The following is a 22,248-nucleotide window of genomic DNA, read 5'->3' on the forward strand; positions in this document are numbered from 1 at the left end:
GTTTTTTCTGTTAATCAGTTTTACTAACTAATCAATTTATATGATGAAATCAAGACTTAATTGGTTTTTGACTATCCTATTTGTACTAAGCCTTCAAATGGGATTTGCTCAAAACAAAACACTTACAGGAGTTGTGAGTGAGGATGGATTGCCATTGCCAGGTGTTTCTGTTGTAATTCAGGGTACGCAAGAGGGTACGCAAACAGATTTGGATGGTAAGTATTCTTTAAATGTTAAAGCAGGAGATGTTCTTGTATTTTCATTTATTGGAATGAATGATGTTACGTATAAAGTAGGCGCTACACCTATTCACAACGTGACAATGATGTCTGAAGACAATATGTTGGACGAAGTAATTGTAGTAGGATATGGTACAGCTACAAAGGAATCATTTACAGGTTCTGCTTCACAAGTAGAAGCAAAGCAAATTGAAAAAAAGAATGTTTCTAATGCTGTTGCTGCATTAGCCGGTGAAGCTGCAGGTGTGCGTGTTATTGCCTCAACAGGACAGCCAGGTGCCGAACCTACTGTTCGTATTCGTGGATTTGGTTCTGTGAATGGTAATAGAAGTCCTCTTTATATTGTAGATGGTGTTCCATACTTTGGAAATATTAGCTCTATTAATCCTGCTGATATTGGTTCTATGACTGTATTGAAAGATGCTACTGCAACTGCAATTTATGGTTCTCGTGGAGCTAATGGTGTTGTTATTATTAATACTAAAACAGGTAAAGGAACTTCAGGTTCATTTATTGAAGTTGACATGAAAACAGGTGTTAACTGGAGAGCATTACCGGATTATGATGTGATAACTTCTCCTGAACAGTATATGGAGTATTCTTATGAAGGATTAACAAACTATGGTAAAATCAAAGGGAATTTTACAGATGATCAAGCTAATGTTTGGGCAGGTAATAATTTATTTGGACAACGTTACGGTATAGATCCTCGATATAATATGTGGAATGTAGCAGATGGAGGGGAATTAATCGATCCTGCTACTGGAAAAATACGTGAAGGAGTTACAAGAAAATATAATCCTGAAAACTGGAGAGACTATGCTTTTCAATCTTCAAGACGTATTGAAGCTAATGTTAATATGGGTGGATCTGCAGAAAAGACATCTTATTTTTCTTCTTTAGGGTATTTAAAAGATGAGGGGTATTCAGTAAATTCTGATTATGAAAGATTAACTGCTCGTTTAAATTTACAGCATAAACCAAAAGAATGGTTAGATGCAAAGATGAACATTGGTTATACACACTCACAAAGTAACAATGCAGGGCAGTCAAGTGATTCAGGAAGTGTATTCTGGTTTACCAATAATATTCCTTCTATATATCCTTTATTCTTACGCGATGAAGATGGAAATTTTGTAAAAGACGTTTATGGAGGTAATCAATATGATTATGGTACAGGACGTGGTTTTGGTGCTTTAACTAACGCTGTAGGAGATGCAACTTATGGTAAAGATAGAACCACGCGAGATGAAGTAAGTGCTAATGCTGCTTTTACTGTAAGTATTGCAGATGGATTAACATTTGAAACTAATGTAGGAGGACAATATTATAATAATACAAGAGATCGATTAAATAATAGATATTATGGTTCTGCTGCTACAATGGGAGGATCAATCTTTAAGGTTAAAACAGAACTATTTACTTATAACTGGTTAAAGTTATTACGTTATAAAAAATCTTTTGGTGCACATGGATTTGAAGTTCTTGCTGCTCATGAAAATAGCTATTATGAGTCAAGATATAACGATATAAGTAAAAATAATTTGGCTGATCCAAATAGTACTGAAATTAATAATGGATCAAGTTCAAGCCCTTCTTCAGGTTACAAAAATAGATATGCTATTGAAAGTTATTTTGGGCAATTGAATTACGATTATGCAGGAAAGTATTTCTTATCAGGAACAATTAGACGTGATGGTTCTTCAAGATTTAAAAATGATAAATGGGGAACTTTTGGTTCTGTCGGTTTGTCTTGGGTTGTTTCAAGGGAAGAGTTTATGCTTAATCAAGATTTGATAAGTAATTTGAAATTGAAAACAAGTTATGGTCTAATAGGAGATCAAGGTGTTGGGAGTAATCATCCAGGAGAGAATTTATGGCAAGTTGGTACTTATGGAGGTGATTTAGCAATTTATGAATCTGTTGTTGGGAATCCTGATTTAACTTGGGAAAAATCAAAAATGTTTCAGACAGGTGTTGAAGTTAGTTTGAAAAAATATTTAGATGTATCGGTTGATTATTATTTAAAAGATACTGATGATTTAATTTTTACCCGTAGAGTAGGTCCATCGGCTGGTTATGCATTGATGACAGTAAATGATGGTAAATTGAGAAATCAGGGGGTAGAATTTAATGTAGTTGGACACGTATTACAAACTAAGGATGCTTATTTTGATATTGCGATCAATGGTGAGTATTTAAAAAATAAGTTAATCAATATGCCAATAGACCCTTCTACAGGACAAGAAAAAGTGCTTGATATTGATGGCTTGTATGGACGTTCAGCGGGACATTCAATTGCTGATTTTTATATGAGAGAATGGGCTGGAGTTGACAGTGAGTCTGGAAGAGCACAATGGTATACATATACTTATACTGACGGAAATGGGGAAAAACAATATGTTGCTTCATTAACTGATTTCTTAGTAGCTAATCCAGATAAAGAGGGTCAGTTAACTAAAGAAAAAACTTTTAACTATGCTGAAGGTACACAACAGTATGTTGGTAAATCTGCTATTCCAAAAGTGCGTGGTGGGATAAACTTGAGTGGTGGATTAAAAGGATGGGAGTTATCTGTTCAAATGCTTTATAGTTTAGGAGGTTATTCTTATGATAGTGCTTATGCAAGTTTGATGCATAATGATAAAGTAGGTGGAAATAATTGGCATAAAGACATTGATAATAGATGGCAAAAACCTGGAGATATTACTGATGTACCTCGAATTTCAAGTGATGCTGATGCAAGTGTAAATGGTACCTCTACTCGTTTCTTAACTAAATCTGATTTCTTGAGCATTAATAATATTCGTTTAGGTTATACATTACCTAAATTATTTGTAAAACAATTGGGGTTAGCAGACTTAAGTTTTTATGTTTCAGGAGACAACCTATTCTTATTTGCTAAACGTGATGGATTCAACCCTGCTACATCTGAATTTGGACAATCTTCAACATATCAGTATGCTCCTTTAACTACAATCACAGGGGGAGTGAAAGTTAAATTTTAATCACTAATTAATCGAAAAGACATGAAAAAAATAATATTATTAGCTTTAAGCGTAGGACTTATGTTTGGAGCTTGTTCAAAAGATTTCTTAGAATTGTCAGCAACTGATACTATTTCAAAATCAGATATAGATAAAGTTTCTGAGAACTCACCTCACTTAGGAGCGGCTACTTTAAATGGTTTGTACGCTTATAATGTTAGAGCTTTTTCTGGTGGAACAACTGGACACGATGATTTTGGACAAAAAGGTTTTGACATTTATACAGATATGCTTGCTGGAGATGTAAATCTTAATAGTGCAATTTATGGTTGGTATAGCAGAATTGCTAATTTGCAAAATATAACCAACTTTACAAGTAATGAAAATTATAAGCCTTGGAGGTTTTATTATTATATGGTACGAGGTACAAATAATGTAATTGCACCATATGATGGAAAGGAACTTAATAATACAGAAAAAAAGGTTTTAGCTGAAGCAAAAGCTTTAAGAGCATATATGTATTATAATCTTGCTGTAATGTATACAAAAGGTTATGATGCAAATGAAAAACTACTTCCTATTTATGAAGCTCCTGTATTAGAAAATTTGGCAGCAAAGACTACTCAAGAAGTTTTTGATTTTATGATTAAAGATTTAAATGAATCGATTCAATTGTTTGAGGAGGCTGGTGCAGTTGGAAAAGAAAAGAACGTAAATTACTTGGTTACAAAAGGAATACTTGCCTATGTTTATGCAGCTAAGGGAACAAACGATGCTTTAATTGAAGCTGGGAAATTAACTGATGACATTATTCTAAGTGGTGCTTATCCTCTTGCTTCTAAAAATGGACTATTAGCAGGTTTTAATAAAATGTCAAGTAACCCTAACTGGATGTGGGGAGCTGTTTTGACTTCAGAGAACAATTTGGATTTGGTTTCTTGGTGGGGCCAAATGGATGTTTATACATACAGCTATGCATATGTTGGTGACACAAAAGGTATGTCAACAGAATTGTATAAAGCAATATCAGATAAAGATGTTCGTAAACAACAATTTGTTAGCAATATTGTAACAGATGTAACAGGAGAAGAAATGAAAATTGGAAAAGAGAATACTGTTCCTGCAAATAAATTTTATTCTGCTAAAGGGAAACTTTTTGGAGGACAACGTATCATTGAATCTGATTATGTATTTATGAGAGTTGAAGAAATGTACTTGTTAAATGCTGAAGTAAAAGCAAGACTTGGACAGGAAGCAGCAGCAAAAGAAATATTAAAAGAATTTTTAGCTGTAAGAGTTGCAGATGTAACATTCGTTGATAATTTAAGTGGTAATAACTTAAAAGAACAGATTTTATTACAAACACGTATTGAACTATGGGGTGAAGGGAAAGCTTATGCTGCTATTAAACGAAATAAGGCAGATTTTAACTATGGAAGCAATCACCTTTATTTTGCAAACACTAATTTTAGTTATGATGATTCAAAGATGACTTTTATGGTTCCGCAAAATGAAATATTGAATAATCCTGTTTATAATAATTAGATATTGAATTAATAATAAAGAAGCCACTCAATTGAGTGGCTTCTTTTGTTTTAGAGGGATTGATTTATTTAATATCAATTTTGTAATGTTTTTTATGTTAAAACCCAATGCTTGTAAGGGATTGGTGTGATTCTCGGTATTGTGTAATTTATATATTTATGATTGTATTATTGTTTTTTTGATACATATGGGTGTTTATCTTTAAACTATATTTATTCTGATTGCTAAAAAAATCTAACAAAAGTTAATGTTATTTAAAATCTTTTGTTAGATTTGTTATACTAACTAATCAAAATAATTATAATGAAATCAAAGTTTACTTGGATCTTTATGTGTATTCTGACCCTATTTGTACAGGTTGGTTTCGCACAAGAAAAGACTCTTAGCGGAGTTGTAAGCGAAGAGGGGCTTCCTCTTCCTGGGGTTTCTGTTGTAATCAGTGGTACTACAAATGGTACACAAACTGATTTAGATGGGAAGTATTCTCTTAAAACAAAAGCAGGAGATGTTCTTGTTTTTTCTTTTGTGGGAATGAAAGACGTTAAACACACTGTCGGTGCTGCATCAATTTTTAATGTTGCAATGGCAAGTGATGAAGAAATGCTTGATGAAGTTGTAGTAACAGCTTTGGGTATTAAGCGTGACAAAAAGAAACTTGGTTATTCTTCTCAAGAAGTTAAAGGAGATGAATTATCAGGAGCTGGACAAACAAATGCTGTAAATGCATTGTCTGGTAATGTTGCTGGTTTACAAGTAACTTCTCCATCTTCAATGGGAGGTTCTGCTCGTATCGTTTTACGTGGTATTAAATCTGTAACAGGAAACAACCAACCTTTAATCGTTGTTGATGGGGTACCTTTGGATAATAGTAACTTTGGGGATACTAATATGCAAAGAGGTGCTGGTGGACGTGATTATGGTGATACTTCTGCGGATATAAATCCAGATGAAATCGAATCTGTAACTGTATTAAAAGGAGGACCTGCTTCTGCTTTATATGGAAATAGAGGAGGTAATGGTGTAATCATTTATACTACTAAGTCTGCAAAGAATGGTCGTACAGATATTGAGGTTAACACTGGAATTACTTTTGAGAGTGTAAACATTATGCCGAAAATGCAAAACTCTTATGGAGGTGGTTCTTCTCCAGAGTGGTCACAAGTTGAGATTGACGGGAAAATGTATAACATCCCAGAATATTCTACTGATGAAAGCTGGGGACCTAAGTTAGATGGTACTATGTATTTACCATGGTATGCTTTTGATCCTGAATTTTCTAACGATTATATGAAAGAAGTACCTTGGGTAAAATCTAAAAATGATGTAAGATCTTTCTTTAGAACAGGTATTACACATAATCAATCTGTAGCTGTAGGTAAGTCTTATAAAGATAGTAATGTAAGAATGTCTTTTAGTAATAATGTTACTGAGGGGGTTGTTCCTAATTCTAAATTACAGAAAAATAACTTTACTGTAAATGCTTCTACTCAGTTAACGGATAAGTTAAAAGCAGAAACAAACATTAGTTATGTTTATACTAAAGGATTTAATAGACCTGAAGTTGGGTATGGAGATAACTCTGTTGCTCAGAAATTCTTCCAGTGGTCTCAAAGACAATTAGACTTTAAAAAGCTTAAAGACTATAAATTAGAAAATGGTAATCAAAGATCTTGGAATAGAAATGATTGGAATGATGCAAGACCTGCATATTCTGATAACCCTTATTGGGTAGTTCATGAAAATACTTCTCAAGATGTTCGTAATAGAACTTATGGAAATGTGAAGTTGACTTATAACTTTAGTGATAAATTATATGCTGTAGGTACTGTGTATGGAGATCGCTATAGTTTTACAGTAGAAGAGCAAGTTGCTGTTGGTTCTCAAGCTACTTCAAGTTATAGTATATTGAAACGTAATATTTCTGAATATAACTATGAAGGTCGTTTACATTATGATGATCATTTTGGTGATTTTGGGTTAAACGCTTTTGTTGGAGTTAATAGAAGTGAGAAAAGAAGAGATTATTTATATGGAACTACAGTAGGAGGTTTAGACTTACCTAACTTGTATAATTTAAGTAATAGTAACTCTCCTGCACAATCTTCAAATGATAAAACTCATATGAGAACAAACAGTGTGTTTGGTTCTGTTAGCTTAAACTATAAGGAGTTTTTATTCTTAGAAGGTACAACACGTACAGATTGGTTCTCTACTGTGAAAAAGTCAGTTACTTATCCTTCTGTAACAGGTACATTTATTTTCTCAACTTTATTACCAGAAGTTGATTGGTTATCGTTTGGTAAATTGAGATTAGGATGGGCACAAGTTGGTAATGATACTGATGCTTATAGAACAAATGATTACTTTAATTTAGATGGGCCTTTCTTAGGTTCTCCTACGTATTCATTAAGTGCTACGGCTAACAATCCTGACTTAAAACCAGAGATGATGACTACTAAAGAAATCGGTTTAGAGGCTGCATTCTTAAATAATAGAGTAGGTTTCGAGGTTTCTTATTACCAAATTGACACTAAGGATCTTATTACAAGAGTACAGTATGACCCAGCTACAGGATTTGCTTATAAATGGTTGAATGCTGGAGATATGAAAAACAAAGGGCTTGAGGCTACAGTTAATTTAGCTCCAATTAGAACACCTGATTTTTCATGGGATATTTCTTGGAACTTCTCTAAAAATAAAAATGAGTTAACAAGATTAGCTGATGGAGTTGAGTCAGTTGAAATAACAAGAGCTCCATTTAACGTTTCTTTACAAGGAAAAGTAGGTGAGGCTTATGGACAAATTTATGGTAAAGATTATGTAAGAGATGCAAATGGTAATAAAGTAGTAGGAGCGAATGGTTTATATAAATCAACAGGAGTACAAGCTTTAGGTTCATATTTACCTGATTATAATATGGGTATTCGTAACAGCTTCCAATACAAAAATTTCCGTTTAGGAGTTTTACTTGATATTCAAAAAGGAGGTAAATATTACTCTACTTCTCATATGTTCGGAATGTACTCTGGTATGTTAGAAGAAACTGCAGTTGATGGTATCCGTGAGAAAGGTGTGATTTTAGATGGTGTTAAAGAAGATGGAACTAAAAATGATAAAGTTGTAGATGCAATTGATTGGGCTAAAGCTCATCAAACTACAGTTGATGCACAGAACATTTTTGATGCAGACTATGTGAAATTACGTGAGATATCTTTAGGATATGATTTACCTACTAAGTGGGTTGGGCCTTTTAAAGGAATTACTATTTCTATGTTTGGTCGTAACTTATTTACTTGGAATCTTGCTTGGAAAGGTATGGATCCTGAAATGGCTTCATACGGAAGTGGAAACATCCAAGCTATTGAAGGAGCTTCTTTACCTTCTACAAGAACATACGGAATGAATGTTAAATTTAAATTCTAAAGAGTATTATGAAAAAGCTTATATATAAATTGTCTTTCATTGCTTGTGTACTTACTTTAGTAAGTTGTGATAAGGATTTAGAAGACATAAATGTAAACCCAAATAAACCAACAGAGGTTCGTACAACGGGAATTTTTAATGGTGCTAACAAGGCTTTAATGACTAATACAAGAGGAGGTTTCCCTTCTGCTCGTATGGCTCTACCTTGGGTGCAGTATTCAGCACAAAGAAACTATACAGCAGAAGATAGATATCAGTTTAGAGTTGGTGTAAATAATAGTTTATACCGTGATATCTTTTTAGCAGTAAAGAAATATAAAACAATTATTGATATTTTAGAAGATCCAGCAAACGAAGCAAAGATTGCAGCATATGGAGATCCAAAAAATCAATTAGCAGCAGCACGTGTTATGATTGCGTATGCTCAGTTACAAGCTTTAGAAATTTATGGAGATATTCCTTACTATTCTTATGGTAGTGATGATCCAGATTTCGAAGGAATGACTATTGGAACTGAAAATGAAAAAGCTACACCAAAGTTTGCTCCTCAAGAAAAAATTTATAAAGATTTGATGAAGGAGTTGAAAGAGGCTGCTGAATCTGTGAATTTACAAGCAAATAATGTGTTCTCAAGTGGAGATAACTTGTTTAGAAGACCAATCGTTTTAAAACGTTTTGCTAATTCATTAAGATTAAAGATTGCTAACCGCGTGAAAAATGTTATTCCAGAAGCTCAGGCTCATATTAATGAGGCTATAGCAAGTGGAGTGATGGAATCAAACGATGATAACGTAATCCAAGTATTTCAAAATGATAAGATAAATCCTGCACCATTCTATACAGCAGCATTTATTGATAATCGTAATGACTTTGCACCGACGAATACATTTGTTGAATTATTGAAAGGAGAGACTAATGTTTTTGCAGGAAAAGTTGATCCACGTTTATTTAGAATGGTTGCTCCTAAAACTAATCTGAAAAAAGATGATGATGGTGTAGAAAATGAAGTAAGAGTATTATTTTATTCTGATCCTGAAGATACAAGTGCTCCAAGCGTTGAGGTTGGAAACTATGTTGATCGTGAAGCAAGTTTCTATACAGGATTCCCTATCGGATTACAAGATAACTTTACTGGATCACAAAGAGGAGCTGCTTCTCAATTTGGTGCAGCAGTTTATAAAGCTGATTATGGTGAAGTTTTAATGGAGTATGCTGAGGTTGCATTTTTAGTTTCTGAAAATAAAAACTGGGATGATGCAGAGTATAAAAAAGGAGTTTCTGCTTCTATGGCTCGTTGGGGTGTGGCTCAAGCTGATATTGATGCTTATGTAAACACATTACCTGCAGCAAGTGAAGAGACGGTTTTAACACAAAAGTACATTGCACTTTATTTACAACCTTACGAAGCTTGGGCAGAGTATAGAAGAACAAAGTATCCTAAAACGCTACTTTTACCAGGTCAATCTCATGATTTGATTGCTAAAGGGCCTAATGGAGAAACGTCTTATACTTTTGTACCTTTAGAAAACTTAACTGATTTACCAGAGAGAATTACTTATCCAAGTGATTTAGATCTTGTGAATAAAGCTAATAAAGATGCTGCTGCTGCTCGAATGGGTGGTGACAAAATGAATTCTAAATTAATATGGGCTAAAAATTAATTAGTCAAAATGAAATAAGAAAGCCATCTTCGGATGGCTTTTTTTATTTAATTAAAAAATAAAATTACCTTTGTCCAAATTTAGTTTGTATGCGAAAGTACTTAGGTGTTTTTCTGTTTCTATTCTGTTTTATAACTTCTTATGGGCAATTCCAAAACTTGGGAGAACAAAGTAGTTATCGTCCAGACGAAGAACAAGATAACAATGGTAAAAAAGAAATAGGGAGTCTAAGAAAGAAAGTCAAGAAAGACTCTGTTGCGCCTATTCGAGATTATAAAATCATTTCAATTAAAAATGATACAATTGCTGTTGACACTGCATTAAGTGTAAAGAAATATTATACGTTTAATTATTTAAGAAAAGATATTTTTGGCTTGTTGCCTTTTGCAAATGAAGGTCAAACTTATAATGTCTTAAAGTATAATTATAAGGAGAACAATGTACTCCCTGGTTTTGGTTTTGAAGCAAAACAATTTGCATACTTAGATGCGGATGATATTAACTATTATTCCTCTCCTACGCCATATACTGATTTGTATTATAGAAGTGTTATGAAACAAGGCCAAAACCTTGATGCATTTATTACTCTAAATACAAGTGAGAATTTAAATTTATTTGTAGGGTACAAAGGATTGAGATCTTTAGGAAAGTATATTAATCAATTGTCTTCTACAGGTAATTTTAGAATAGGGTCAAGTTATATTTCTCCAAATAAAAAATATTTGCTTAGAACGCACTTTACTTTCCAAGATATAATGAATCAAGAAAATGGAGGTATCCGAGATTTAGATTTATTTGAAGAGAGTAAGGCTCCATATAATAAACGTGAACGATTAAATGTTTATTTCCGCGATGTAGAAACTATGTTAAAAGGGAAACGCTTTTATCTTAATCACCAGTATCAGTTAAACAAGTCTTTTAAGAATGGTATATTATTGACTCATGAGTTTACTTATGAAGATAAATTCTTTGAGTATAAACAAGGAAATGTCAATAGTCAGTATGATGATAAAACAAGATTCGGAGATGCTTTTCAAAGTGAAATAAGTAATAAAACACGTTATTATAATTTATTTAATCGTGTTGGAGCTGCCTATCAATCTGATGTTGTTGGACGTTTTCAATTCTTTACAGACTTCTATAAATATCGCTATTATTATAAAAGTATAGCTCATATTGAAGAAGGTATTGTGCCTGATCAAATTGAAAAGAATATTAATATGATTGGGGGTAAGTATACTTATCACAAGAATAATTGGAAAGCAAATCTATTGTTGAGTACCTCTTTGGGAGATGATAATACAAGTAATATAGAAGCTGATGTTTTTTATAAATTATCTGACAATATTTCTTTTGATCTTGGATATCAAAAGTTGAATAGAATGGGTAATTTAAGTTACTATTTATATCAAAGTGACTATGTTGGATACAACTGGTATAAAGAGTTTAATAACGAAAAAATAAATCAATTTGATGCTACTATTAATACACCTTGGGTTTCTATCTCAGGAAGCTATTCTGTATTAAAAGATAAATTGTATTTTTCAAATGATGCAACGGAGTATAATGATTTTGGAATTGCAAATCAATTGTTAGTTTCTCCTAAACAATATGGGAAAACAATAAACTATTTATCATTACAACTTTCAAAAGATATTCAAGTTGGTAAGTTTGGTTTAGACAATACTTTCTTATACCAAAAGGTAGATCAAGCAGACAATATTTTGAATGTTCCTGATTTTGTAACAAGAAATACATTGTATTACTCTGACGCTTTTTTTGATAAAGCATTAAAGTTTCAAACAGGTATTACTTTTAGTTACTTTACTAAATACTATGGAAATGATTACAACCCTTTGTTAGGAGATTTCTTTGTTCAGGATAAAGTAAAAATTGGTGGTTATCCAGTGTTTGACTTTTTTGTAAATATGAAAGTGCGTACAGCACGTATTTATTTAAAACTTGAACATTTTAATTCAAGTATGAGTGGGTATAATTACTACTCAGCACCAAATAATCCATATCGAGACTTTATGTTTAGATTTGGAATTGCTTGGAACTTCTTTACATAATTATTTCTTTACGTATTGGTAGTAAAAAAATACAAAAAAGGGACTTCATAAATGAAGTCCCTTTTTTTATTCGCTAAATAATACACCTGATATATTCCAGTAACTGAAACTTTTTCCTTCTGGTTTGCCCATTGGAATTTTGATTTGCAAGGTATGTGTCCCTTTTGGGATATCACCTAACGGAATCCAAATAGGTGGAGTAATAGTGCCAGGACACCAGTTTGATCTACTTAAATCAGATGAGGATAGTCCCGTCTCAAAATTACCTGAAGCGAGATTGTAATCTCTGTAAGAACCACAATCTTGTCGCCACGGTAAATAATCAAGAACTTTAGTGTTGTTTAAAAGGATTGTGTTTGGTTTAGGATTAAACTCATCTCCATTTGCCCAACCACCGTGACCTGTTGCAATGTAGCGTAAACGCACATTCTTCATATCTGTTGTAGCTGTGAATTCTATTTTAAGACCTTCTGAACTTGAAAACATTGTAGGGTAGTTTTGCCCTGCCATCTCCATTACATTTGTTGTATTGAAAAGAGGCATCATATTAATTACCTCACTTTGTTTACTTCCGTTGGGGTGAATTGTTATATCTGCACTTATTTTATGACCTCCTTTGTCGTAGTTTCCAATATATACACCAATATACCATTCACTATTGCTTATAAGTGGAGCAAACTCTGTAATCTCTTGTCTGTAAAAAGCCTTCTCTTGCCATTGGTAATCTAATACTTCAATATGATTAAAACCTTTTACTCCAAAAGGAGTAAAGAATCGCATTAGCTCAATTGGAGGAGTATAGTTGTTTGTAGCAACGACTCCTTGATATTTATTAGAAGACTCTTTGTTTTGATAAACGGGTAAAATATCTAAGCCTCTTTCCAAAGCATCCATCAATGATATTTCATGATAATAAGGTATCAAAAATAGACTACCAGTTCTATCATAAGCATCACCGTTTGATTGTTCTGTAAGGTTTACAAATACTTGATCTGTATTATTTATTTTAGGGAATTTTACTTTAGTTACGAGAAGTGTTCCTTTAGCAAATCGTAGTAAGTTAGGTTTGTTTATTAGGGTGTCAGAATAATTAACAAGGTCATTTTCAAAAAGAGGAATTGTTTTGAATCTACTTTCCCATAATTTCTTTTGGTAAAGCTTTAGGTCTACCATTTCGCTTCCCTCTAATTTTAGATACGGATTGATATCTATAGAAAGGTTTTGAGTTATTTTCTTAGCGGTTATTTTATAAGTACCATTTCTGTCTATTTCCAATACAAGCCCTAAGTTAGCCCCTAATAATAGTGGACTCCCTTTAGCTTTAATTACATCAGTATACCATAACGTATACTTGTTGGAGTTTATTTCTATTGTTGCTTTTTTACAAGTGTATCCTGCAATTTTTTTAGTTTCTCTACTCAGTAGAAAATTAGTATAGCTATTAGTTGCTGTTGTTTTGATTCTTGACTTTAAATCAAGTTGAGCAAGGGATAAGTATTCTTGCTTTTTAAAATCAATATAAGTTTGTTCGAACGGATAATTCTCAATACCTACATCAAGGTGCTTTTTCTGATATAAAAAAGCGTAATCTAAATTGCTAATAAGCATAAGTGGATTGTCTTGATTAACAATTTTATTATTTATAAAGCTTTCGTATTCAACTAATATATTTTGGTTAGGTTTTTGTGCAAATAAATTGAATGATAGACAAATAAATAGTATTTGAATAAAACTTAATTGTATTCTCATAATTAGAAGATGTTTGGAATAGTTTTATAAAAGTACCTAAAAGGAATTAGATTAACCATAATAGCCCTTTATTTTATGAAAGAAGCATTCCTTCACTATGTGTGGGCAAATCAACTTTTTAACTCAAATGAGTTGCGCACTGCTAATAATGAGAAGATAATAATATATTCAATAGGAATATTTACGGGATTAGATGGTCCTGATTTTTTTAATGCTAAACTAAAAATAGATGAGCAAGTTTGGGCAGGTAATGTAGAAATTCATAAATGTGCTTCAGAATGGTATGCGCATAATCACGAGAAAGACAATCGTTATAACAATGTTATTCTACATGTAGTTTGGGAGTATGATATGCCTGTTTTTAGGAAAGATGGAACAGAGATTCCTGTCTTGATTTTAGAGAACTATGTAAACGTTAAACTTGTAGAGAAAAGTAATCATTTATTGTTAGGTAGAAAGCCTTTAAAATGTGAGGAATTTATTAAAGAGATTGATGCTTTGAGTTGGATGTCTTGGCGAGATAGATTGTTTATTGAACGGTTAGAGTATAAAGCAAAACCGATAGAGTTGTTGTTAGCAGAGACGAATTATCATTGGGAACAAGTATTCTTTTGTTTTTTAGCGAGAAGTTTTGGTTTAAATTCTAATGGAGAGGTTTTTTTTGATGCAATGCGTCAATTGCCTGTGACTATAGTATACAAACAAGCTAATTCATTAATACAAATAGAGGCATTGTTTTTTGGTGTGGTTGGTTTATTGCATACAGGTGATGAGGTTGATGATGAGTATGTAAAGCTGTTAAGAAGTGAATGGCAATTTCTAAAGTATAAACATAATTTAAAAGAAAGACCAAGTGGTGAACTTCAGTTTTTTCAATTGCGCCCTCAAAACTTCCCTACTATTCGATTAGCACAATTAGCAAGTTGGTATTATCACCATAAGAGGGTTATTACGCAGATTTTAGAAGTCACTAATATAGAAGAATTATACCGTTACTTTAATGTTGAGATAAGTGATTATTGGCAGAATCATTATGTTTTGAATAAGGAAAGTAAAAGACAGGTAAAGCGGATGACAAGAAGTTTTATAGATCTATTAATAGTAAATGTAATTCTTCCTATGCAGATAGTATATAAGCGGAGTAAAAATATAGAAGATTATGATTTAGCTGAAATAATAGAGATAGGTATGAATATACAGGCTGAGCAAAATAGCATTGTAAGTTTGTTTGTAAAGAATAATATAAAAGTAGAAAATATTGTTGACAGTCAAGCGCTTGTTCATTTGAAGAAAAAGTATTGCGACGAGGGGAGGTGTTTAGAATGTATTGTTGGAAAGAGGTATTTGAAACAATAATTTGTATTTTTGATAAATAATTTAAAAAATAGATATGATAACCAACTTACGTCACTTTTTTGAAAGATATGGATTTAAAGTTTCTACGCGTGTTGCAGATAGACTTGGAATGAGGGCTACAAGTGTTAGATTGTTTTTTATATATCTTTCTTTTTTCACATTAGGTTTAGCTTTTGCATTATATGTTACATTAGCATTCTTCGCTAAAATAAAGGACTTTTTTTACACTAAGAGAACATCCGTTTTTGATTTGTAAAAGATATTTGATTAGTGTATTTTTTTGACAGATAGAATGATTAACTTTCTGTAAAAAGAAACCTATGTTATCTTCTGTCAAACAAAAGTTTTACTATTATTCTAAATCTCAAAAAAGAGGACTAATAATATTGATTGTTTTATTGGTTATTATTCAAAGTAGTTTATTGGTTTTATTCTTGTCTATTAAGAGAAGTGGCAATAGACAAGATGCTACCTTTATTTCATCATCTTATCAATCTAAAGTTCTATTGATAGATAGTTTATATCAATTACAAAGCTTTAAACAAGATACTATATACCCTTTTAATCCTAACTTTATTAGTGATTATAAGGGTTTTTTATTTGGAATGACTAAGGAAGAGATAGATAGATTACATCAGTTTCGAGATAAAAATTTATATGTAAACTCAGTACGGGAGTTTCAGAATGTTACACAGGTATCAGGTGAGTGGTTAGAAAAATATAGTCCTTATTTTAAATTTCCTAAATGGGTTAATCAACAGAAAGGGGAATTAAAGTATGAGAAAAAAGGGGATACTAAAAAGGATAGAGAAGAGATTATTGAGCCAATTTGTATTAATTCTGCTACTAATGATGATTTACAAAAAGTAAGAGGAATTGGTCCTGCCTATGCAGATAGGATATTAAAAGAGAGAGCACGCTTAGGAGGATTTGTGTCAATTGAACAGTTAAAATTTGTAAAAGGTATACCAGAGGAGACAGTGGTAGAATTATCAAAATATTTCATATTAAAGACCTCTCCGGCATACACTTTATTGAATATAAATGAAGCTACAATTAATCAAATCAAAGAATTACCTTATATGAATTACTTTATAGCAAGGGAAGTTGTAAAGTATAGGAGTATGAATGGAGATTTTGTTAATAAACAGGATTTAGTGAAAATTGAGAAATTCCCTATTGACAAAGTAGATATAATTAGTTTATATTTGAAATTCACGAATTAAAACTATCAACTATGAATTTTGAATACAACGAAACTCAAGCAATGATTGCGCAATCAATCAGAGATTTTGCAGAACAACATATTCGTCCAAATATTATGGAATGGGACGAAGCACAAATATTCCCAGTAGACTTGTTTAAGAAATTAGGGGAAATGGGATTTATGGGTGTACTTGTACCAGAAGAATATGGAGGGTCTGGACTTGGGTATCATGAATATATCACGGTAGTTGAAGAGATTTCAAAAGTAGATTCATCAATCGGATTATCTGTAGCGGCGCATAATTCATTATGTACAAATCACATCTTAACTTTTGCCAATGAAGAACAAAAGAAAAGATGGATTCCAAAGTTAGCAACAGGAGAATGGATTGGTGCTTGGGGATTGACAGAACACAATACGGGTTCTGATGCAGGAGGTATGAGTACAACTGCAGTAAAAGATGGAGATCATTGGGTATTAAATGGAGCAAAAAACTTCATTACACACGCAATTTCTGGTAACGTAGCTGTAGTAATTGTACGTACAGGAGAAAAAGGAGATTCACACGGTATGACAGCATTTGTTGTTGAGAAAGGAACTCCAGGTTTTTCAAGCGGTAAAAAAGAGAACAAATTAGGTATGCGTGCTTCAGAAACAGCAGAGCTTATCTTTGATAATTGTCGCGTACCAGATGCTAACCGTTTAGGTGAAGTAGGAGAAGGGTTTATCCAAGCAATGAAAGTATTGGATGGTGGACGTATCTCTATTGGTGCTTTATCTTTAGGTATTGCTAAAGGAGCTTATGAAGCTGCTTTAAAATACTCAAAAGAAAGAGTTCAATTTGGTAAACCTATTAGCTCATTCCAAGCGATTGGATTCAAATTAGCTGATATGGCTACAGAGATTGAAGCTTCTGAGTTATTATTACACAAAGCTGCATTCTTAAAGAATAACAACAAGCCTGTTACTAAATTAGGAGCAATGGCTAAGATGTATGCATCTGAAGTATGTGTGAAAGTTTCTAACGAAGCAGTACAAATTCACGGAGGATACGGTTATACAAAAGACTTCCCAGTTGAGAAGTTCTACCGTGATTCTAAATTATGTACTATTGGTGAGGGAACTACAGAGATTCAAAAATTAGTAATCTCTCGTAATATCTTAAAAGACTAAGTTTATTTTAAACAGCATAAAAAAAGGGAAGCTAATTAGCTTCCCTTTTTTTATGCTGTTTATCGTGAAATGTTGTTACCATTAAACTAAGTGCTCCATCTCCTACAATGTTGCAAGCAGTACCAAAACTATCTTGTAGTGCAAAAATGGTCAGTGTTAAGGCTATTCCTGCATCGTCAAATCCTAATAATTGAGTAATTAACCCGAGAGAAGCCATTAACGCACCTCCTGGTACTCCAGGTGCCCCTAAAGCAAATATTCCTAATAATACTATAAATAGAATTAGTGTAGTTACATCTGGTAGATGGCCGTATAAAACTAAGGAAACTGTCATTACAAAGAATGTTTCTGTTATCATAGCTCCACATAAGTGAATGTTAGAAAAGAAAGGTATTGTAAAGTTAGATACCTCAGGTTTCAATATTTTACTTTTGTGAGCAGATTGTAATGCAACCCCTAAACTGGCCGCAGATGACATTGTTCCTAATGCTGTTAAGTAAGTAGGGCCATAATGCTTTAATACTTCCCAAGGATTTTTACGCGCATATAAGCCTGCTATAGTATATAAGATCGCAATCCAAACAACGTGAGCAACAATAACAATAGCAATTACTTTGATAAAAACAGGTAACTGTGATTGTATTGAACCTCTATAGCTAAGTAATGCAAAGTTACAGGCGATGTATAGGGGGAGAAGTGGAACAAGAACTCTATTTACAAGTAAAAGAACGATTTCTCTAAAGTGATCAAAGGCTTTTTCTAATTCTTTAGACTGTATCCATAAAATTCCTAAACCAAGCATCAAGGCTAATACCAAAGAAGTCATTACATCGAATATAGGAGGAATGTCTAATTTGAAAAGCATAGCAGGTAATTCATTTAATGTAGAAGTAGATTTAGGAACATCTATCCATGGAAGTATATTATATCCTAAAGAAGCACTAAATAATCCGGCTCCTACACTTGAAGCGTAAGCAATGATTAATGAAAATCCGATAATGATCGAAGAGTTTTGATCTAATTTAGCAATAGAGGAAACAATAAAACCTAAAATGATTAAGGGAACTAAGAATAAGATTAGCTGGCCTAATATATGTTTTGCGGAAAGAATTATTTGCAGTAATCCATCCGTTAGATAAGGACCTACAATAAGTCCTAATACAACGCCAGTTAATAATCTGAATATGGTATTGTTTAAAAGTTTTTTAATCATTTTATGTCTATTGTAAACCACATAGTAATTTATAGAGACTATGCTGTTTGTTTATTATCACTATATTTTGTTACCATTAAACTAAGCGCCCCATCACCTGCGATATTACAAGCGGTACCAAAGCTATCTTGTAATGCAAAAATAGTCAATGTTAAAGCAATCCCTGCATCATCAAAACCTAAAACAGAAGCGATGATTCCTAATGAAGCCATTACTGTTCCTCCCGGTACACCAGGAGCTCCAATTGCAAATATTCCAAGAAGTACAATAAATAAAATCATTGTACCAATATCAGGTACTGAGCCATATAATACTTGAGATACTGTCATTACAAAGAAAACCTCAGTAAGAACAGAACCACATAAGTGAATATTTGAAAAGAATGGAATAGTAAAGTTAGTGATTTCTGGTTTTAGAACTTTGCTTTTATGGGCAGATTGTAAAGCCATACCTAAAGAAGCCGCAGACGACATTGTTCCTACTGCTGTTAAATAAGCAGGTGGATAATGTTTGATAACTTCCCATGGATTTTGTTTAGAATAGATTCCTGCGATAGTGTATAGAAATGCTAACCACACAAAATGCGCTATAATTACAATAATAATTACTGTTAAAAATACAGGAAGCTGTGATTGAATAGAACCTTCATAACTTAATAGGGCAAAGTTTGCCATAATATAAAAAGGTAAAATAGGAACAAGTACTCTATTTACCAATAGGAGTACAATATCTTTAAAATGATCGAAAGCTTTTTCTAACGGTTTTGATTGAGTCCATAAAATTCCAATACCAATCATAAGTGCTAATGTTAGAGAAGTCATAACTCCAAAAACAGGAGGGATGTCTAATTTGAAAAGCATAGCAGGTAATTCTTTTAAGCTATTCGCTTTATTCGCTATTTCTAAATGAGGGATAATGTTGAATCCTAAAGCCGAGCTAAAGAATCCGGCACCTATGCTCGATAGATAAGCAATAACGATGGAGAATCCAATTACCTTAGTCGAATTAGTATTAAGTTTTGTAATTGATGAAACAACAAAACCTAAGATAATTAATGGCACTAAGAATAAGATAATTTGTCCAAGTACGTGGCGAGAAGATAAGATTACTTGAAGTAAACCATCTGTTAAGTAAGGGCCAATGATTAAGCCAACTATTACTCCTAAAAGTAATCTTACAATTGTATTGTTAAGTAATTTTTTCATTTAAATTTTAAAGTGTTTTATTTTAACGGGGAGTTTCTAATTAATTGCAAAAATAAGTATTGTATCTTTTTTATAGGTAGTAGATAATGAAAATACCATATATATGGTAGAAAACGAAATTTTGTTAATCCATAAAGAGAGATCATAATTTACTGTGATAGAGTGTTATGGTTTGTGATAGAGAAAGAATAAGGTTACTTATAGACAATAGTATTTTTTATTTGAAGTATGCTTCGTTGGAGTTTTATTGTTTTGATGAGGTGAATTTGCTTTAAAAGTTAGTATCATAATGCTGTCTTTTTATGGTTAGACTATGGGAGTATTAAGTTTATATTGTGGTAGCATATGGATGTAGGTTGCTATAAATTTCAGGGAGTTGTCAGCTTGAGATTAGGAAATAATAATTTTCATAGAGGAAAGTAGGTTAGTGAATTTATAAGCTGATTAATAAATAATTAAAAAAAGTGTTTTTTTTATTGTGCTGTATAAAAAAAGGATTACTTTTGCACCACAAACGAGAGGAGGTGTATGAAAACATGTTGATCATTCCAATTAAAGATGGAGAAAATATTGATAGAGCACTTAAGCGCTACAAAAGAAAATTTGACAGAACTGGGACATTACGTCAGTTAAGATCTCGTCAACACTTCTCAAAACCATCTGTTTTAAAAAGAGACAAAATGCAGAAAGCTGCATACGTTCAACACTTACGTGATTCAGTAGAAATCTAGTAATGTGAACAAATTTATACTAAACCGTTATAATAAAGTACTAACTTTGTTGTAACGGTTTTTTTATGGATAAAAATTTAGAAAGATTTATCGAGTATTTGTATAAAGAGAAAAATTATTCTGCTGAAACAATTAAGGCTTATGAATATGATATAGTTACTTATGTGGATTTTTTAGCATTGAAAGATTTAGATTATTTGACTGTTAAGTATGATGGTGTGCGATTGTGGATAGTAGAATTATCTGAGCAGGGAGTTAGTAATCGTTCGATTAATAGAAAAATGAGCTCGTTACGTTCTTATTACAAGTTTTTGCAAAAAATAGAAGAAGTAGAGGTTAGTCCTTTGCAACTTCATCGTTCGTTGAAAGTAGAGAAGAAACTTCAATTACCTTTTTCTGTAAATGAAATTGATGCAGTGAGAGAGATGTTAGATGGGTTAGAGGATTTTAACTCGATTAGAGATTTACTAATTGTAGAAATGCTTTATTGTTTAGGTTTACGTAGAGCAGAGTTGGTAGCATTGAAAATAAGTGATGTGGATTTTTATCAGCATCAAGTTAAAGTTCTTGGAAAGGGAGATAAAGTCCGTGTTATACCTATGGTTCAGGTAGTTGAAAAAATACTAAAAAAATATATTAGTGTTAGAGGCTTGGTTATGAGTAATATGGCTAAAAATGACAGTTTGTTGGTTAATGAAAAAGGTAACAAAATCAATGAAATGTTTGTTTATCGGGTTATAAATCGCTACTTTAGTAATGCAACAACGAAGGAGAAGAAAAGTCCACACGTGTTGCGACATTCATTTGCTACACATTTATTAGAGAATGGAGCAGATATCAATTCGATAAAGGAGTTGATGGGGCACGAGAGTTTGGGAACAACGCAAGGTTATGCGCAAATAAACTTGAAAGAGTTGAAAAAAGTTTACCAAGGGGCTCATCCTCGAATGAAGAAAAAGTAAAATTAACCATTTAATTAGTTATTTATGAAAGTTAACATTCAAGCCATTAATTTTAATGTAGATCGAAAATTAGTAGATTTTGTAAATGAGCGTTTATCTAAACTTGAAAAGTTTTATGATAAGGTAATTTCAGTAGATGTGTTTTTGAAATTAGAAAATACCAATGAGAAAGAAAACAAAGTAGCAGAGATGAAATTACTGGTACCAGGAGATGAAATGGTTGTTAAGAAAACTTGCAAGAGTTTTGAAGAGAGTGTGGATGCAGGAACCGATGCCTTAGAGCGTTTAGTTGTGAAATTCAAGGAGAAAACGAAATCACATTAATGTAAAAAAATAAGTAAATTGTTTTTTTTAATCAATAAAATATATACATTTGCAGTCCGTTAGAAATAGCGGACTTTTTCTATTGAGAAGAAAAAGCCGGTGTAGCTCAGCTGGCTAGAGCAGCTGATTTGTAATCAGCAGGTCGTGGGTTCGAGTCCCTCCACTGGCTCAAAAGAAAAAAAATATCAAACAAAATGTTTGAGGGGAGATACTCAAGCGGCCAACGAGGACGGACTGTAAATCCGTTGGGTAACCTTCGCAGGTTCGAATCCTGCTCTCCCCACAGAAATAAGAGGCATTAGCCGGTGTAGCTCAGGGGTAGAGTGCTTCCTTGGTAAGGAAGAGGTCACGGGTTCAAATCCCGTCATTGGCTCAGGTTTTTTTATTATATTTGAACACTA

General features: G+C 32.6%; 15 protein-coding genes and 3 tRNA genes. 15 read left to right on the forward strand and 3 right to left on the reverse strand.

From position 1 onward, the window contains the following. The first annotated feature begins 40 nt into the window (after positions 1 to 40). The 5 genes from AABL81_RS02075 to AABL81_RS02095 all read left to right on the forward strand — a co-directional run bounded on the left by AABL81_RS02075 (position 41) and on the right by AABL81_RS02095 (position 11,927). Positions 41 to 3,247 (forward strand): SusC/RagA family TonB-linked outer membrane protein, encoded by a 3,207-nt coding sequence (locus tag AABL81_RS02075; RefSeq protein WP_341340253.1) that lies wholly within the window; start codon positions 41 to 43, stop codon positions 3,245 to 3,247. A 21-nt stretch (positions 3,248 to 3,268) separates the two neighbouring features. After that, a complete protein-coding gene (locus AABL81_RS02080) occupies positions 3,269 to 4,771 on the forward strand; it encodes a RagB/SusD family nutrient uptake outer membrane protein (RefSeq protein ID WP_341340254.1) in 1,503 nt (500 codons plus the stop codon). A 303-nt stretch (positions 4,772 to 5,074) separates the two neighbouring features. Next, entirely contained in the window at positions 5,075 to 8,194 is a 3,120-nt protein-coding gene (locus AABL81_RS02085) for a SusC/RagA family TonB-linked outer membrane protein (protein WP_158209455.1), read from the forward strand. Between the two features lie 8 nt (positions 8,195 to 8,202). Continuing rightward, on the forward strand, positions 8,203 to 9,855 hold the full coding sequence (locus AABL81_RS02090; RefSeq protein WP_158209454.1) for a SusD/RagB family nutrient-binding outer membrane lipoprotein: 1,653 nt from the start codon (positions 8,203 to 8,205) through the stop codon (positions 9,853 to 9,855). A gap of 89 nt (positions 9,856 to 9,944) precedes the next feature. Then, positions 9,945 to 11,927, forward strand: coding sequence for a putative porin (locus tag AABL81_RS02095; RefSeq protein WP_158209453.1), 1,983 nt, complete (start codon positions 9,945 to 9,947; stop codon positions 11,925 to 11,927). Positions 11,928 to 11,993: 66 nt separating this feature from the next. Here AABL81_RS02095 and AABL81_RS02100 read toward each other — a convergent pair whose 3' ends face one another. After that, on the reverse strand, positions 11,994 to 13,676 hold the full coding sequence (locus AABL81_RS02100) for a GLPGLI family protein (protein ID WP_341340255.1): 1,683 nt from the start codon (positions 13,674 to 13,676) through the stop codon (positions 11,994 to 11,996). Positions 13,677 to 13,751: 75 nt separating this feature from the next. On the opposite strand from AABL81_RS02100, the gene AABL81_RS02105 reads away from it, so the two are divergent. From AABL81_RS02105 to AABL81_RS02120, 4 genes are all read left to right on the forward strand, one after another. Beyond that, positions 13,752 to 15,032 carry a DUF2851 family protein gene (locus AABL81_RS02105; protein WP_341340256.1) on the forward strand — a complete coding sequence of 427 codons (1,281 nt, stop codon included), beginning with the start codon at positions 13,752 to 13,754 and terminating at the stop codon, positions 15,030 to 15,032. Between the two features lie 34 nt (positions 15,033 to 15,066). Further along, on the forward strand, positions 15,067 to 15,288 hold the full coding sequence (locus AABL81_RS02110) for a PspC domain-containing protein (protein WP_158209450.1): 222 nt from the start codon (positions 15,067 to 15,069) through the stop codon (positions 15,286 to 15,288). Positions 15,289 to 15,352: 64 nt separating this feature from the next. Beyond that, positions 15,353 to 16,258, forward strand: a complete 906-nt coding sequence (locus AABL81_RS02115; RefSeq protein WP_158209449.1) for a ComEA family DNA-binding protein — start codon at positions 15,353 to 15,355, stop codon at positions 16,256 to 16,258. A gap of 11 nt (positions 16,259 to 16,269) precedes the next feature. Next, positions 16,270 to 17,412 (forward strand): acyl-CoA dehydrogenase, encoded by a 1,143-nt coding sequence (locus AABL81_RS02120; RefSeq protein ID WP_090405176.1) that lies wholly within the window; start codon positions 16,270 to 16,272, stop codon positions 17,410 to 17,412. Positions 17,413 to 17,443: 31 nt separating this feature from the next. Here the strand turns inward: AABL81_RS02120 and AABL81_RS02125 are convergent, their stop codons facing one another. Both AABL81_RS02125 and AABL81_RS02130 read right to left on the reverse strand, forming a co-directional pair. Next, positions 17,444 to 18,625: a dicarboxylate/amino acid:cation symporter gene (locus tag AABL81_RS02125; protein ID WP_199269104.1), complete on the reverse strand. Its 1,182-nt coding sequence runs from the start codon at positions 18,623 to 18,625 to the stop codon at positions 17,444 to 17,446. Between the two features lie 38 nt (positions 18,626 to 18,663). After that, positions 18,664 to 19,830: a dicarboxylate/amino acid:cation symporter gene (locus AABL81_RS02130; protein ID WP_158209448.1), complete on the reverse strand. Its 1,167-nt coding sequence runs from the start codon at positions 19,828 to 19,830 to the stop codon at positions 18,664 to 18,666. Positions 19,831 to 20,366: 536 nt separating this feature from the next. Here AABL81_RS02130 and rpsU point away from each other — a divergent pair. The 6 genes from rpsU (at position 20,367) to AABL81_RS02160 (ending at position 22,220) form a co-directional block, all read left to right on the forward strand. Then, positions 20,367 to 20,561, forward strand: a complete 195-nt coding sequence (rpsU, locus tag AABL81_RS02135) for a 30S ribosomal protein S21 (RefSeq protein WP_090405199.1) — start codon at positions 20,367 to 20,369, stop codon at positions 20,559 to 20,561. 65 nt (positions 20,562 to 20,626) lie between these two features. Beyond that, the gene (locus AABL81_RS02140; RefSeq protein WP_158209442.1) at positions 20,627 to 21,523 is read left to right on the forward strand and encodes a tyrosine-type recombinase/integrase; all 897 of its coding nucleotides are present in this window, start codon (positions 20,627 to 20,629) and stop codon (positions 21,521 to 21,523) included. A gap of 24 nt (positions 21,524 to 21,547) precedes the next feature. Beyond that, the gene (gene hpf / locus AABL81_RS02145) at positions 21,548 to 21,847 is read left to right on the forward strand and encodes a ribosome hibernation-promoting factor, HPF/YfiA family (protein WP_090405205.1); all 300 of its coding nucleotides are present in this window, start codon (positions 21,548 to 21,550) and stop codon (positions 21,845 to 21,847) included. Between the two features lie 95 nt (positions 21,848 to 21,942). Next, a tRNA-Thr gene (locus AABL81_RS02150) sits at positions 21,943 to 22,016 on the forward strand. 33 nt (positions 22,017 to 22,049) lie between these two features. Beyond that, a tRNA-Tyr gene (locus AABL81_RS02155) sits at positions 22,050 to 22,130 on the forward strand. Between the two features lie 18 nt (positions 22,131 to 22,148). Next, positions 22,149 to 22,220 (forward strand) — tRNA-Thr (locus tag AABL81_RS02160). Positions 22,221 to 22,248 lie beyond the last annotated feature (28 nt).

The sequence above is a fragment of the Myroides sp. C1519 genome (genome assembly GCF_038039755.1).
Classification (GTDB): domain Bacteria; phylum Bacteroidota; class Bacteroidia; order Flavobacteriales; family Flavobacteriaceae; genus Flavobacterium; species Flavobacterium phaeum_A.